This window comes from Marinobacter sp. B-21 (assembly GCF_056857895.1).
Window position 1 is genome coordinate 41,131 of record NZ_JBSXNZ010000090.1, and the last position, 14,918, is coordinate 56,048.

The window sequence follows — 14,918 nt, forward strand, 5'->3', positions numbered from 1 at the left end:
AAGGGGCTCCGGCGAAATTTGGTTTACGGCGCCTGACAATGCTCGCAAGCGCAACGTGGACGAGCTGTTGCTGCTCATGGAACGCATTGAAGCCGGACATTTTCCTGTTGCTCAGCAGCAAAAGCCGCTGATTCAAGGTGCTTTGCATGACTGGCTCCAGCCCCAGCGGACAGAGCCACTGGTTGTCGTCATCTGTGGACGCAACGTTCGCCCTGGCGCGATTGATCGCTGCCTGGCTTCCCTCTCAGAGCAAACCCATGTCGATTGGGGCGCCGTTATCATCGATGACGCCTCAGACGACGGATCAGATGAGGTCATTGCACGCGCCCGCGCCCGACTCGGAGATCGCGCGACCGTCATTCGGCGGCGCCGACGCATGGGTCTGCTCGCCAACACCTTCCTGGCGGTCCGAGACTTGGTCAGCTGCCCGGATGCAGTGATCGTTCTTCTCGATCTCGACGACGCTTTGACCGACCGCGACGCCTTAAGCAAGGTTGCCGAACATCATCGAGCCGGTGCGGACCTCACCGTCGGCTCAATGGTCCGCACCGACAAAAAAATTCGTTATCCCGTCAACTTCTCGGACCCGAGAGCTAACCGCGGCGGAAACGTCTGGCAACACTTGCGCACCTTCCGAAAATCGCTCTTCGATCGCATTGAGCCTCGCGACCTTAAAATAGATAATGAGTGGGTCGATTTGGCCAACGATTGGGCGTACATGCTGCCAATGGTGGAGATGGCCAAAAATCCGGTCTGGATCCGCGATGCGCTCTACCTGCACGAACCTTCGACGTGCCGACCTCCGGAAGAGAAGCTCGCTCGCTACCTGAAAACGCGCTATTGGTGACCATTGATGACGGCTATCGCGATCTCCAGGACATTGCTTTACCGATGCTGTCGCAGGTGGGAATAAAACCTGTGATATTCCCAAGGCTACCAGTCGCAGACGGTTACCCCGCTTGGGCCCCTCTGGATCTCCTTTATGTTGGCCGGGCACTGAACGGCGCCGACAGCGCTGTGCCCAGTCTTGAATGGCGTGAACGCTTGCTGCCCCTTCCTCTGGAGGAGCAGCTTATGATGGTCAGAAAGCAATTCGGGAACATTCCAGAGGAAGTACTCTCGGCGGAGCGCAAGCGACTCTACCTGTCCGACCAAGAACTTCGCTCTCTCTCAACGGCCACCGTAGGCACTCACGGCATTGAGCATATCCGGTGGACCACACTGGACGCCAATACCTTGGATGAGACGTTGCGTCGCAGCCTGAGGTGGCTGGAAGAGATCGGAGGGCTGCCGATTGCTGCGTACCCCGATGGGGCATGCAGTACAGATGTGGCTGCGCGGGTCGCCGCCATGGGATTCCAGGCTGCCTTCACATTGAATTCGACACCGTCGTCGGTTCCTTCAGCCTATGCGGTCCGGCGCATCGTCATGCCGGACAACCCCGAATACATTGCCAAGGTCATCAAACCCACAAAGGAGAACGCCGCATGAACAGACGTCCCGTTATCGCAGTTATCGGCAGTGCCGGTGTAGCCCCCGGGTCCGAATGCTACGAAGCCGCCCGACTCGCTGGAAAGCTCGCAGTAGATCATGGTTATCGTATCGTTACCGGCGGACTGGGCGGCGTAATGGAGGCCGCGAGCATGGGCGCCCACGAGTCGAATCAGTATCGAGAAGGAGACACCGTCGGCATCCTGCCCCATGACGATCCGCGGGAAGCAAACCCTTGGGTTGACGTTGTCATTGCCACGGGCATGAACCACGCCCGCAACGCATTGGTTGCCAACGCAGACGCCGTCATCGCGATTGGAGGCGGCGCTGGAACCCTCTCCGAGATAGCCTTCGCATGGACGTTACGCCGACTCATCGTTGCGCTGGAGACACCAGGGTGGGCAGAGAGGCTTGCCGGTGCACCACTGGACCAGCGACCGCGCTACCCCGACATTCCGGACGACCAGATCTTCAGCGCGCCGACGCCTGGTGATGCAGTCACGCTCATCAATGAACGGTTGCCTCAGTACACAACCTGGGGACGCAGATTTCCAGTACGGCAGTCTGCTGCCGGTGTAGGTTAGAACCTCCCCCCTCCGCGTTCCACGTACCCGGCCCACAGCAGTTACAGGGTGACACCCTTGCTCTTCAGTTTCTGATGAACCTGGAAGTAATCAGGCCCGGCTGGTTACCTCGCCCGTTTGGGCTTGCGTACTTCACCTTTCCAGAACTTTTGCTTCTTCTCGGGCGTCATCAAACGACAAACACCGTGCTCTAGTTCCGCACTGAGCGTTCGCCCCTCGAATTCCACGGTTTCGGCAAATTCGGAAAAATGCTGGATACCCCACAAAACCGCTTCTATGCACTGATCAATAATACCTTGGGCCATTTTATCTGTGAGGTTGCAGTGCTCGCGACCAAATCTTTTCATCGTTGTACGGTTTGGAAAGTCTTTAGTCTTAGAGAGCTTCAAGGCAAGGGTATCTCCCTCTTGATAAACCGTAGTATTCACGATGTCATACGCTGGCGACAACCATCCCTTACCTGTACTGGGGTCTTTATACAGCATGGCGAAGTTTTTCAGATGAGCGTCCCCGTTCCCCAACAGCACTGAGACGCATAAAGAGCGAAAGAAGTCCTCGAGGTCGTCGTTGGGGGCAATCGAAAAGATTTTTATCGCCCTCGCCACCTGCTCATAGCTGCGATCATACTTATGGTCAGCAGGAATGCCCATAAGTGCGCATACGTCCTCCATACCGAGTCGACGCCCGTCGTCTGTAATATCAAACCGTCGCATGATGAAAAGACGTCGGTCCTCAGACAAGTAAAACTCCGGGACTGTAAGACCAGCCTTTGCGGCGATCATCATGCAAACGTATTCATTTATGGCCAGGTCGGGGAATTCAGGACCACTGGTTTTCACAATCAATTCAGGAAGGTGAATAGCAGATTTTGGTTCGGTGTTTTCTGGAACGAGCACCTTTGGCTGAACGCCGGCAATAGTTGTCTGACCGATGTAGCGGTCGACCAGCTTTTCAAACATCCCTGGATCATCTGTCGAAACAAGCTCCTGAAGGTTAAGGCCCTCGACCGAATCCCGCTCCATATCTTCCGATTCAAATCCCAGGCGACCAATTGATGCCGAACCTTGCAAGGCAAGAAAAAACATTTCATCAACTTTCGCATGCTTACGAAACCGCTCAACTATGCGCTGGCGTAAGTACCCCTCAGGAAGGTTCATCTCAAATACGGGGTGCAGGGAGTTTCTAGTCACCGCCTCCCCATTGACAGGCATGACCAGAGATACAGCGTCTGCGGCCAGGGCAGATGTGCTGTATTGAAAGCTGAATTGGGCGTCCTTGGCCAGCTTCCCGGCTTCCACTTGCCCCGCGATCACGCGCAGGGTTTTTATCTTGCCTGACATTAATTTTCCTCAGCAGGAAATAACGACTCAAGATCATCGAGAGTCGGCCGGGTGGTCACCCTGAAATCCATTTCGAGACCTAGCTCAGCCAGAACGCGATAAAGGTCTGTGATTCTGCCGGTGTACCGTCCAGTCTCCATTTCACTAATGCGTTTTCTAAGCACGCCCGTTGCTTCGGCTAGAGACTGCTGAGTTTTGAAGCCGAGAGCCTTTCTTCGCTCTGCTAATTGTTGGCCGAGCTCTTTCTCTCTAGAGGCCATGGAAATCACCGTGTTATCTGACAAACGTAAAATGCACCAATATATTCACATAAATATTCTGAAAGCTCAATTTGCACCTATATTGGGACAAAAGATGAGACAACTGGTGTAGTGCGCTACCGTGGAAAGAAGGCTTTTTCCCGGGGACTAATCCACGATGACGGAACTGGCATTTTTTCTTGAAGAGCCTTCCGCCAACCATATTGGAAGGTGTGGCTGGCAAGCCGCCCGGACGCGCTTATTCGCATCGCATGTCACGAGCTAGAAAGTTTTTATCTCGGCGACTTGAATGCTGTAGCCGCGACAATCGGGCCGCAAGAACTGGCCAACTAGGCTGACAGAGGGGGATGGTAACAATGGATTGGCCAAACGGCGCCGGTGCAGCGAGACACTGCCGTCCATGCCTTTTGCCTCATTCAGCAGTGGCACCAAGCAGCCATTCGTTCAAACTCAGGGGGAGAAGCATTTCCTGGTCGGGCGGATATAGGCGGAAGGTGGTTCCCGTCAGATTTCCCGCTGCTGAAGAGTTTCCGTTCATTATGCCAGAAGGTGGCTCCTGCCGCGCAGACTCCTAGACACCTCGGAATTGATACTCCCTTTCCCAGGATACCAAAGCATGGAAAGGGCAACATCAATTCTATTATTTACTGCCGGTTTTGCCATTCAATACTATGTAGCAGCCGTAACCAATGACTACGCCCCAGAACGCGGATGACAGCCCGAATAAAGACATGCCTGACGCGGTAACGACAAACGTGATCAGCGACGCTTCCCGATGACTGGGCTCCTCCAGTGCGGAAAAAAGGTTACCCGCAATGGCGCCCAGTAACGCCAGCCCAGCAAGCACGGCAACAAATGCCGCCGGCAGTGACGTGAACAGACTGACGATAGTGCCGGCAAACAGGCCTCCCACCAAGTAGAAAACGCCGTTAAACACGCCTGCGACGTAACGACGAGAAGGATCGTCATGAGCGTCCTTGCCGGTGCAGATGGCGGCCGTAATCGCAGCGACCACCGTAGTGATACCACCGAAAAACGCCATAGGTAGCGACACGATGCTGGTTACTCCGATGATCGGTTTGGCCTTGACTGGATAACCCGCACCTTGAAGGATGGCCATGCCCGGTAGGAACTGACCAGTCAAACTCACAAGCACCAGCGGAATGGCAAGACTTAGGGTTGAACCCAATGTCCACTCCGGCTGGATGAATTGCGGAACCGCAACACTCCAGCGCACACCTGATAAGGACGCACCCTCCAAGACAACCGCAAGAGCCACACCGGAAATCAACAACAGTATCAGAGTGTATTTGGGGAACAGGCGGCGGAACACCACATAGGAAACCAGCATCCCGATGGCCAGAGTGGGTGTGGTTTCAATGGCGGTGAAAGCGCCCACACCAAACTGAAAAAGAATGCCCGCCATCATGCCGGCGGCAATGCCCTTGGGAATGGCACGAACAAATGTGTCGAAGGTGCCGGACACACCAATAATAAAGATAATGATCGCTGCCGTGATGTAAGCCCCTATGGCCTCGTTCAGGGACAGCTCCGGGAACAGTGCGACCAGCAACGCAGTACCTGGCGCGGACCAGGCAGTCACCACCGGTGCTTTAAGCCATATCGAAAGTACAATTCCGGAGATCGCCGCGCCCATGGAGATCGCCCAGACCCAGGAGGTCATCATCTCCGTGGAGATGCCGGCGCTCGCTCCAGCCTGGAAAAAGATGGCCAGTGGCCCCGAGTAAGACACCAGCACGGCCAAAAAGCCGGCAACAATCGCCGGCAGGGAAAGGTCTTTCAGAAGTCTCGGCATAAGCGTGAATCCGTTATTGATTGTTGTAGATTCGGTTTATGAAAAAGGCCCCGCGCGCAGGACGACCGGGGCCAAAGAGGGCATGACTGGCTACCTACCCTGGGTTGCACCTTATATCCGGCTTATCCCAGATCGCCCCCCGCAACGGGGACCACCGTTCCGGTAATATAACTGGCAGCATCCGATGCCAAGAACAGGATCGGTTCGGCCTGTTCATCCAGGGTTCCGTAACGATGCATAAAGCTGTTTTCTATAGTCTGATCAATCAGCCTCTGGTACCATGCCTTTTCCTGCTCACTCTGTTCTTCGGCATTGCGTGGAGTCAGTCGCGGAGGCGCTTCGGTACCGCCGGCCGCAGCGGCATTCACCCGGATATTGTACGGTGCGTATTCATATGCCATGTTTACAGTCAAAGCGTTAACGCCACCCTTGGCCGCACCATAGGGAACCCTCATTAAAGCCCGCGTTGCAATGGACGACACGTTGACAATCACACCCCCCTTTTGCTCCAGCATGTAGGGCAGTACCGCGCGACAGCACCACAAGGTCGTAAACAGCGAACGGTGAATCTCCTTTTCGATCTGATCCGGCGTGTAATGCAGAAAGGGCTGAGCCCAGATGGTACCGCCAACGTTGTTGATCAGGATGTCGATGCGACGAAAATGCTTGTGGGCCTCTGCCATTATTGTTTCAGCGCCGGCCCAGGTTTCGAGATTGGCCTGTACCGCGACAGCATCGGCACCTTGGTCACGCAATTCAGCAGCAACACCATGAATGTAATCCGCAATATCGACCAGCAGAAGCCTGGCGCCCTCGGCGGCCGCCAGCTCGGCAACACGCTTGCCGATTCCCTGGGCAGCTCCGGTGATCACCATTACCTTATTGGTGAAGCGGGCTTTCATGCGACTTTCTCCTTATTTGCGGGCGCGCTAGGTGCGAATTTTTCATAATGGAACGATTTCGGTTTAATCCCCTGCTCGCGAAAGAACCCAAGCACGGAATCCACCATCGGAGGCGGCCCACACACGTAGACATCCACATCGCCGTCGTTCAGGGGCGCTTCATCCATGTGTTGGGTAACATAGCCCTTGCGCGGATGGTCGCTCTCCTCACCGGACACGACGGTGACATAGCTGAAGTTATCCAGCTCCCCGGCAAAACGATCCAGGATGTCCAGGCACACCAGGTCGTCGTCGTTGCTGACGCCGTAGACCAGATGGGTCGGCAGGTCGCAGCCATTGGCCTTCATGTGTTCCAGCTTCGCCAGCATTGGGGCCAGACCGGTTCCACCGGCCAGCATCAGTACCGGACGCTCGATCGGACGCAGGTAGAAGCTGCCCATGGGACCAGTGAGGGTGACCCTGTCACCGGTGCGGGCCTTGCCCACCAGCCAGGAACTCATCAGCCCGCCCGGCACGTTGCGGATCAGGAAACTGAGATCGCGGCTGCCCGGTTTGGAGCTGAAGGAGTAGGCGCGGGTTTCCTCGGTGCCAGGCACCTGAATGTTCACGTACTGTCCCGGCAGGAAGGCAATGTCCTCGTCCGCCGTGATCTTCAGTTCGATCGATGTGGGCGAAATCAGGTTCACCTCCGCCACGGCACCACCGACTTCAGCATTGCCGGTTTTACACATGGTGGAAGCGACAGGCACTTCCACCACGCAATCGCTGGAGGGCACCATCTGGCAAGTCAGCACCATGCCCTGTTCGGCTTCCTCTTCAGACAGCGCTTCGTCAATGTATTCCTCACCCAGGTCGAACTGGCCCTGATGGCAGGCACCCTTGCAGGTCCCACAGACGCCATCGGAGCAGTCCATGGGCAGATTGATCTGCGCACGGTAGGCGGCGTCGAGAACCGTTTCGCCTTCGTTGCAGGACACAAAACGGGTAACGCCGTCTTCGAAGTTCAGCGCGATGTTGTAACTCATGATGATGCTCTCCCCATCAATTACAGGTGATAAACGTCCAGCACCTGATTGATGCAATCGTTGTTCAGAACCAGTCGCTTCTCCCGAATCAGCGGCTGTTCACCGGTGATGTCCAGGGTGTAGAAGGACGTTCCGAAGAATTCCGCCGTTTTCTTGTAGCGGTAGGCCTTGGTCAGCCAGTTGAACCGCAGCTTCACTTCGCTGTCGGTCTGAGACAGGATCTCCAGATTGCTGGTGAAGTGCGTGGTGCGCGGTTCCGGCATGGAGCTGGCGCCGGAACGCTCGGTCTTGATCCGATAGATCCGATCTTCCAGACCATCCTTGTTGGGGTAATAGATGAGCGAGATCTCGCTTTGCGGGTCCTCGGTCAGTTCATCGTCATCGTCCCAGGCCGGCATCCAGTAGGTGACGTCCTCGTGATAGCAGGCCAGCCAGTTGTCCCACTCGCGGTCGTCCAGAAAACGGGCCTCGCGGATGATGAATTGCTCGATGTCGTGATAGCTAAGGCTCATGCGGACGCCTCCTCTGAAGTCACTGGAATGAAACGGGCACGCTCGGCTTCGATGGCACGGGTCATCTCCACCTGCCAATGCTGGTGGTGGTTCACGTACAGCCCTTCGTCGTCAGGCCGCGCGCCACTCATGGTAGGCTTCATATCGATCTGGTTGGCGTGCTCATCCGGACCGTCGATCCAGTGCACCGCACCACGGCTCATGTCGTTCCAACGCATATCGCGGGCTTCATAACCGCTCTGGCAGGCGCGGAATTCCTCGAGGTCATCCGGGGTACCCATACCGGTCACATTGAAGAAGTCTTCGTACTGTCGGATACGCTTGGCGCGCAGTTCTGCCGGCTCGTTCTTCGGACCAAAGGCATAGATGGTCACTTCCGTCTTGTTGACGTCGATGGGCCGGGTCACACGGATCTGGGTGGAGAACTGATCCATCAGGTAGACGTTCGGGTACAGGCACAAATTCTTGGTGGTGCGGACAATGGAGTCGGCACGGGCCTCGCCGTAGGTTTCCTTCAGGCGCTCCAGCTGGCTGAAGATCGGACGCACTTCCGGGTTCAGCAGTCGGGTCCACAGCATCATGTGGCCGTTCTCGAAGGAATAGAAACCACCCTCGGCGGACCAGCTCTTGGCGTCCACCGCCTCGGTGCCGCCCTTGTCGTAGTTGCGCTGGCCCATGGTGGACAGGTAGTTCCAGTGCACGGTGCCCACGTGATAGCCGTCGGCGCCATTTTCGGCGGTCAGCTTCCAGTTACCCTCATAGGTGTAGGTCGAGCTGCCGCGCAGGATTTCCAGGCCGTCCTCGGACTGGTCGACGATGTTGTCGATGATCTTGGTGGTTTCACCCAGATGCTCCTCAAGAGGAACCACATCGGCATTGAGACTGCCGAACAGGAAACCACGGTAGTTGCCGAACTGCGGCATCTGCTTGAGATCGTGGGAGCCGTCGGTGTTGAACTGCTCCGGGTAACCGCCTTTCTTCTGGTCCTTCGCCTTCAAAAGCTGGCCGTCGTTGCGGAAGGTCCAGCCGTGGAACGGGCAGGTAAAGGAGGTCTTGTTGCCCCGCTTCTTTCGGCACAGGGTAGCGCCACGGTGCGAGCAGGTGTTGAGGATGGCTTTCAGTTCGCCGTCCTTGGTGCGGGTAATGACTACCGGCTGACGGCCAACCGTCACCGTGAAGTAGTCACCCGGCTCCGGAATCTGGCTCTCGTGGGCCAGGTAGACCCAGTTGCCCTCGAAGATGTACTTCATCTCCAGGTCGAACAGTTCCTGATCGGTGAAGATGCTGCGATCACACTGGAAGCGGCCGGTTTCCGGATCGGCTATTACCGCGTCGCGTACCTTGTCGGCGAGTTTTTGAAGCTTGCTGGTCATGTCGTTCACTCCGTCTTGTTCTTGGCTGGCGCTTACGCAGCGTCGGTTTCCAGGGCGCGGCGGCGTGCGTGGCGCTCCTGAAGTTCAGGCTTGTCAGTGGCAACCAGTGCGACGTTGAACTCAACCTCGGTAATCGGGCCATTCACACCGTGCCTTGCGCCGTCTGCGGACTGCTCAACAGGATTGGCCTCCACCACCAGCTCTTCGCGGGTGGCAAAGGCGAAATCGCTGTAGGTATATTCGTCACCGGCGATGTTGATCTGGGTAGTCAGGTGCTTGTAACCCGGCTTGGACACGAAGTAATGAATGTGGGCCGGGCGCTGACCGTGACGGCCCAGGTGGTTCAGCAACTGCTGCGTGGAGCCTTCGGGCGGGCAACCGTAACCGGAGGGCATGATACTCAGAGCAGCGTAACGACCTTCGGCATCAGTCTTGATCCGGCGACGCAAATTGTACTCGCTCTGTGACTGGTCGAAGTAAGAGTAGGCTCCCTTTGTGTCAGCGTGCCAGATATCGACAATGGCGTTGGCCAGAGGATCGCCGTTTTCGTCGTTAACCTGTCCCTTGATCAGGATTACCTCGGCGTCCTTGTCGGAGCCGTCATCCATGCGGGCAAAGCCTTCACTGACAGGAGCTCCAGCCACGTACAGTGGACCTTCGATAGTGCGTGGAGTGCCGCCGGTCAGGCCCGCTTGCTCGTCTTCAGCATCCTGGCGGATGTCCAAGTACCGGTCCATCCCCAGGCCCGGGGCCAGCAAGGCTGCTTCGCCGTTTGCACCCAGCTCGCCGACGTAATACACGGCGCTCCAGAACTCTTCCGGCGTAACGTCGAAATCCTCCACAATCTGGAAAATGTCATGCATGACACGGTGAACAATCTTCTTCATCCGCTCATTACCACCTTCCTGGTCAAATCCGGCGACCTTTTCCAAAAGTTCCTTTACATCGGCTGTATGCATTGTTTTAACGGTCATTGCTTTTCTCCTCGGACTTTTGTTTTTGTTGCTCAATCACGCTTATAGGATGGCAACATCATGTGTTGGCACTCCAAAGATGCATGGAAGGCCAAGTAACAGACGTTCCGTGTTATCGATCATCCTCATGAATAGAGGACGGATGCCGACACAGTGGTGCGACGGTAATCTCCATGTAAGGGAACAGCGGCAGATTGCTGATTAGGTCCTGCAGCTCAGCATTATCTTGCACATCAAAGATACTGACGTTGGCGTAGCTCCCGGCCACTCTCCATAGGTGGCGCCACTTGCCTTGCTCCTGGAGCCCCTGAGCGTATGCCTTCTCTCGGGCCTTGATGTCAGCGGCGACGTCAGCAGGCATATCAGTTGGCAAATTGACCTTCATTTCGACTTTGAACAACATGAACACTCCTTCCTTATTGGTCTTTCCGACTGTACTCAGCGAGTTTGTCTTCGTTGATCTCAACGCCCAGGCCAGGCCCTTTTGGAAGGTCTACACCGTTGCTATGAAAATTCAGAGGTTTGACTACAATGTCGTCCTTCATAAGCAATGGACCGAACATCTCAGTACCCCATTGCAAGTTTTCTAGGGTGGACCATGCATGGAGTGCAGCGACGGTGCCGATGGTACCCTCCAGAAGGGTGCCTCCATATAAGCCAATACCCGCCGCCTGAGCCACTGCGGCCTGCTCCAGCGCTCGGATCGGCCCACCGGCCTTGGCAATTTTGAGTGCGACCGCTCCTGAGAAACCGGCTGCAGCGAGGCTATACATGTCTTTCGCATCAGCGACAGACTCGTCGGCAAGAATAGGTAGGTGAAACTTCTCAGAAAGCCTTACCAGTGCAGCATGATCTTTCATCGGAGTTGGCTGCTCGACCAGGTCAATACCGGCGGCTTGCAGCTCCGCCATGCCTTTGGCGGCCGTTGACTCATCCCAAGCCTGGTTCACATCGACGCGCACGCTAGCGGTCTCACCCACGGCATTCTTGATAGCAGCTACGTGGCGGACATCGTCCATCAGCGCTCGCGACCCAATCTTGAGTTTGAAGTCCAAGTGACGCCCGGTTTCGATCAAACCGAGGGCTTCCTCGATATCCTTGGAGGTATTCCCGCTCGCCAGAGTCCAAAGCACCGGCACGTGCTGGTGCACAGCACCGCCAAAAAGATCCGATACCGAACAATTCAGCCTCTTGCCTTGCAGATCTAGCAAGGCAGTTTCAATAGCCGACTTGGCCAGGTTGTTTCCACGACTCCCACGATTTAACCTTACCCTGAGGGTATTGATCGCGCAGGCAGACTGACCAATCAGCTGTGGCCTGAAATAAGTGTCAATGGTAAGTTTCACGCCTTCGGGGCTTTCCGGGCCATAAGCCAAGCCACCGATGGTAGTGGCCTCACCCAAGCCTTCAAGACCGTCGGAATCCTTGACCCGCACGATCACCATGGTTTGAACACCCATGGTTGTCATCGAAAGCTTGTGCGGCCGTATGGTCGGGATATCAACCAGGATGGCTTCGATGGACTGAATGGTTGCGGACATGGGCTCTCCGAATCGCAAGTTAGAATACCAGTGATTCGAACAGTACGAAGTTTCACGTATGGGAACCAATATTGATTAAGTATTACCCGATACCCTGGAGGTATGGATGGAGCTGAGACACCTGAGATATTTCGTGGCAGTGGCGGAAACGCTGAATCTGACCCGGGCTGCGGGGAAGCTTTTCATCGCGCAACCACCACTAACGCGCGCCATCAAACAGTTGGAACAGGAAGTAGGAGTAGAACTGTTTCTACGAAAGCCCAGGGGGCTGGAACTGACATCCGGAGGAGAATATTTTTTAGAGCAGGCACGCCAAATTCTGTACAAAATCGAGACCACGGTGGAAGATACCCGCAGAATTGCTCAGCACCGTAAAACCGTTTTCGCTATCGGCTTCGTGCCGTCCGTATTCTATGGCCAACTACCGCTGATGGTTCGGCGTCTTCGCCGAAACAAGAACCTCGAAATCATCCTGCACGAACTGAAAACCCGTGAGCAGGTTGAGGCCCTAAGAAATGGCAAAATCGACATCGGTTTTGGCCGGATTCGAATAGAAGACCCGAATGTTGAACAAGAGCTGCTTTTTGATGAACCACTTATTGCCGCCTTACCCGTTGGCCACCCGCTCACCAGCAAGCCACCATCCATGATCGAGCTCTCCCGCTGGCCTATGATTACGTACCCCTCTGGGCCAGGGCCAAACTTTGCGGATATCACCCTTGGCCTGTTCCATCGTAGGGGGCTGCGAATAAATGTGATCCAGCAAGTGAACGATGTGCAGACCGCCTTGTCACTAGTGGCCTCGGACATGGGCTTTACTCTGGTACCGGAACAGGTTCGGCGACTGCAGCGTGATAGTGTGGATTACATGCCCTTGGAAGATGAAAATATCACCACCCCGGTAATCGCTTCGCGACGGAAGGAGGAAAATCCCAATGCGGTTATGCGACTGGCCAATACCATTCTGGCCGAATTAGTGGACAATCGATTGACCGGGCGGTATCCGTAACATAGGCATGTCAAATTCGCGCGAAGCCGTCCTAATCCAAAATTCGAACGATTACTGCGTCGCCCGCCGCACCGCCTCCGCCACTTGCTGCAGCCGAGGCAAGTACACTCCCATCAACGTCTCCATACCCACCCGCGCCGCATTGGTGCTGATATTTATCGCCCCCAACATTTCACCATTGCCGGCAAACACCGGCACCGCCACGGAACGAAGACCGGAATCCAGCTCCTGATCCACAATCGAATACCCCTGTTCCCGGACCTTGATGACTTCATCCTTTAACGCATCAGCACTGGTCACAGACGATGCCGTAAACGCCTCAAGCTTCACGCGGGCAAGAAACGCGTCCAGCTCCGCTTCCGGCAACTGCGCCAGCATCACCCTTCCCATGGAGGTATAGGCCGCCGGCAGACGGGTACCCACTGACAGGTTAATCGCCATCAACCTATGTCGAGCAGAGGAGCGCACCACATAGACCACATCGTCCCCATCCAACACCGCCAGCGAGGAGGACTCCCCCAGTTCTGCAGTGATGTCTTCAAGGTATTGCTGGATCACCACGCGGTACTGGTTCGAGGCCTGATACGCATAACCTAGCTGCAACACGCGGGGCATGAGCTCGAACTGCCGGCCGCTTCGCTTCACAAATCCCAGCGCATGCAGGGTGAGCAGGAAACGCCGCGCCTTGGCCCGGTCCATGTCAGTGCGCGCTGCCACCTCGCTCAGGGTCATGCGGGGATGCTCGGCATCAAACGCCTGCAACACCTCCAACCCGGCTGCTAACGCGCCAACATAGTCCCGGTCGCCGGGTTTGAGAATCTGATCGTCCATTCCTGCTCCTTCCTCGCCCGATTGCAACATCCGCGAATGTTAACAGCTCGTTCGGTATCCGAACATCCGTGCATTTCGGGCAACTGGTGAAAATTTGTACTTGACGACAACAAAACCTTCGAGTCATCATGTTCGCATATTAAACTTATGTTCGGATATCGAACTTTTCAACAATCACTGCAATGGGGACACCGTGATGGCTGAATTTCTCTCCCTTCAGGAGGCCGTGAGCCGCCACATCAGCAACGGCGACACCGTCTGCATGGAAGGCTTCACCCACCTGATTCCGTTCGCGGCGGGCCACGAAATCATCCGCCAGGAAAAGCGGGACCTGACCCTGATTCGCATGACCCCGGATCTGGTGTACGACCAGATGATCGGCGCTGGCTGCGCGAAAAAACTCATCTTCTCCTGGGGCGGTAACCCGGGCGTGGGTTCCCTGCATCGCCTGCGGGATGCCGTGGAGAAGGGCTGGCCGAACAAGCTGGAAATCCTGGAGCACAGCCATGCCGCCATGGCCTGCGCCTACGAAGCCGGCGCCGCCGGGCTGCCACTCGCTGTACTGCGCGGCTACGTGGGCAGCGACTTACCCAAGGTGAACGACCAGATCAAATTCATAGAATGCCCGTTCACCGGCGAACGCCTGGCTGCCGTGCCGTCCGTTCGCCCGGATGTTGCCGTGATTCATGCCCAGCGTGCCGATCGCAAGGGCAACGTATTGATTCAGGGCATCGTTGGTATCCAGAAGGAAGTGGTACTGGCCGCCAAACGCAGCATCGTGACCGTTGAGGAAATCGTCGACGACCTTGGTGCCTCCGTAAACGCCTGCGTGCTGCCCTCCTGGGCCATCACCGCCATCGCCGAGGCACCGAAAGGCGCCAGCCCGTCCTACGCGCTGGGTTATTACGACCGCGACAACGCCTTCTACAAAGAGTGGGATGGCATCGCCCGGGACCGGGAAACTTTCCAGACCTGGCTGAAAGAAAACGTGTTTGAAAAAGGAGCTGCGTGATGAGCCTTGAATTTACCTCTTCGGAAATGATGAGCGTCACTGCCGCCCGCGCACTGACCAACGACATGACCTGCTTCGTCGGCATCGGCCTGCCCAGCGAGGCCGCCAACCTGGCGCGCCTGACCCATGCGCCCGATGTAACGCTGATCTACGAATCCGGCACCCTGCAGACCAAACCGGATGTGCTTCCGCTTTCCATCGGTGATGGCGAGCTGTGTGAATCTGCGCTGACCACAGTGTCGGTACCG

The 14,918-nt window shown here is 56.2% G+C and carries 17 protein-coding genes; 6 read left to right on the forward strand and 11 right to left on the reverse strand.

From position 1 onward, the window contains the following. The first annotated feature begins 55 nt into the window (after positions 1 to 55). The 3 genes from AC13C0_RS21205 to AC13C0_RS21215 all read left to right on the forward strand — a co-directional run bounded on the left by AC13C0_RS21205 (position 56) and on the right by AC13C0_RS21215 (position 2,075). Positions 56 to 847, forward strand: coding sequence for a glycosyltransferase family A protein (locus AC13C0_RS21205; protein ID WP_162893749.1), 792 nt, complete (start codon positions 56 to 58; stop codon positions 845 to 847). Positions 848 to 1,074: 227 nt separating this feature from the next. Beyond that, entirely contained in the window at positions 1,075 to 1,491 is a 417-nt protein-coding gene (locus tag AC13C0_RS21210; RefSeq protein ID WP_413773540.1) for a polysaccharide deacetylase family protein, read from the forward strand. Next, positions 1,488 to 2,075, forward strand: coding sequence for a TIGR00725 family protein (locus tag AC13C0_RS21215; protein ID WP_117619274.1), 588 nt, complete (start codon positions 1,488 to 1,490; stop codon positions 2,073 to 2,075). Before AC13C0_RS21210 ends, AC13C0_RS21215 begins: the two co-directional genes overlap by 4 nt. Before the next feature lie 104 nt (positions 2,076 to 2,179). Here the strand turns inward: AC13C0_RS21215 and AC13C0_RS21220 are convergent, their stop codons facing one another. From AC13C0_RS21220 to AC13C0_RS21265, 10 genes are all read right to left on the reverse strand, one after another. Beyond that, complete coding sequence (locus AC13C0_RS21220) at positions 2,180 to 3,415, reverse strand: type II toxin-antitoxin system HipA family toxin (protein ID WP_117619273.1); 1,236 nt, start codon at positions 3,413 to 3,415, stop codon at positions 2,180 to 2,182. Continuing rightward, on the reverse strand, positions 3,415 to 3,675 hold the full coding sequence (locus AC13C0_RS21225) for a helix-turn-helix domain-containing protein (protein WP_117619272.1): 261 nt from the start codon (positions 3,673 to 3,675) through the stop codon (positions 3,415 to 3,417). Before AC13C0_RS21225 ends, AC13C0_RS21220 begins: the two co-directional genes overlap by 1 nt. A 640-nt stretch (positions 3,676 to 4,315) precedes the next feature. After that, the gene (locus AC13C0_RS21230; RefSeq protein ID WP_482954937.1) at positions 4,316 to 5,491 is read right to left on the reverse strand and encodes a benzoate/H(+) symporter BenE family transporter; all 1,176 of its coding nucleotides are present in this window, start codon (positions 5,489 to 5,491) and stop codon (positions 4,316 to 4,318) included. A 122-nt stretch (positions 5,492 to 5,613) separates the two neighbouring features. Beyond that, positions 5,614 to 6,393 carry a benzoate diol dehydrogenase BenD gene (gene benD / locus AC13C0_RS21235; RefSeq protein WP_482954938.1) on the reverse strand — a complete coding sequence of 260 codons (780 nt, stop codon included), beginning with the start codon at positions 6,391 to 6,393 and terminating at the stop codon, positions 5,614 to 5,616. Beyond that, the gene (benC, locus tag AC13C0_RS21240) at positions 6,390 to 7,418 is read right to left on the reverse strand and encodes a benzoate 1,2-dioxygenase electron transfer component BenC (RefSeq protein WP_482954939.1); all 1,029 of its coding nucleotides are present in this window, start codon (positions 7,416 to 7,418) and stop codon (positions 6,390 to 6,392) included. Before benC ends, benD begins: the two co-directional genes overlap by 4 nt. A gap of 20 nt (positions 7,419 to 7,438) precedes the next feature. Next, positions 7,439 to 7,930: a benzoate 1,2-dioxygenase small subunit gene (gene benB / locus AC13C0_RS21245; RefSeq protein WP_482954940.1), complete on the reverse strand. Its 492-nt coding sequence runs from the start codon at positions 7,928 to 7,930 to the stop codon at positions 7,439 to 7,441. Next, positions 7,927 to 9,303, reverse strand: coding sequence for a Rieske 2Fe-2S domain-containing protein (locus tag AC13C0_RS21250; RefSeq protein ID WP_482954941.1), 1,377 nt, complete (start codon positions 9,301 to 9,303; stop codon positions 7,927 to 7,929). Before AC13C0_RS21250 ends, benB begins: the two co-directional genes overlap by 4 nt. 32 nt (positions 9,304 to 9,335) lie before the next feature. Beyond that, positions 9,336 to 10,277, reverse strand: coding sequence for a catechol 1,2-dioxygenase (catA, locus tag AC13C0_RS21255; RefSeq protein WP_482954942.1), 942 nt, complete (start codon positions 10,275 to 10,277; stop codon positions 9,336 to 9,338). A gap of 112 nt (positions 10,278 to 10,389) precedes the next feature. Next, a complete protein-coding gene (gene catC, locus AC13C0_RS21260; RefSeq protein ID WP_482954943.1) occupies positions 10,390 to 10,680 on the reverse strand; it encodes a muconolactone Delta-isomerase in 291 nt (96 codons plus the stop codon). 13 nt (positions 10,681 to 10,693) lie between these two features. Continuing rightward, entirely contained in the window at positions 10,694 to 11,818 is a 1,125-nt protein-coding gene (locus AC13C0_RS21265; protein ID WP_482954944.1) for a muconate/chloromuconate family cycloisomerase, read from the reverse strand. 106 nt (positions 11,819 to 11,924) lie between these two features. On the opposite strand from AC13C0_RS21265, the gene AC13C0_RS21270 reads away from it, so the two are divergent. Next, a complete protein-coding gene (locus AC13C0_RS21270) occupies positions 11,925 to 12,827 on the forward strand; it encodes a LysR family transcriptional regulator (RefSeq protein WP_482954945.1) in 903 nt (300 codons plus the stop codon). A gap of 51 nt (positions 12,828 to 12,878) precedes the next feature. Here AC13C0_RS21270 and AC13C0_RS21275 read toward each other — a convergent pair whose 3' ends face one another. Beyond that, positions 12,879 to 13,658, reverse strand: a complete 780-nt coding sequence (locus tag AC13C0_RS21275) for an IclR family transcriptional regulator domain-containing protein (RefSeq protein ID WP_482954946.1) — start codon at positions 13,656 to 13,658, stop codon at positions 12,879 to 12,881. A gap of 196 nt (positions 13,659 to 13,854) precedes the next feature. On the opposite strand from AC13C0_RS21275, the gene AC13C0_RS21280 reads away from it, so the two are divergent. Continuing rightward, complete coding sequence (locus tag AC13C0_RS21280; protein ID WP_482954947.1) at positions 13,855 to 14,670, forward strand: CoA transferase subunit A; 816 nt, start codon at positions 13,855 to 13,857, stop codon at positions 14,668 to 14,670. Beyond that, positions 14,670 to 14,918 (forward strand): CoA-transferase (locus AC13C0_RS21285; RefSeq protein WP_482954948.1); only part of this gene is annotated, 249 nt, incomplete at its 3' end. The genes AC13C0_RS21280 and AC13C0_RS21285, both read left to right, overlap by 1 nt.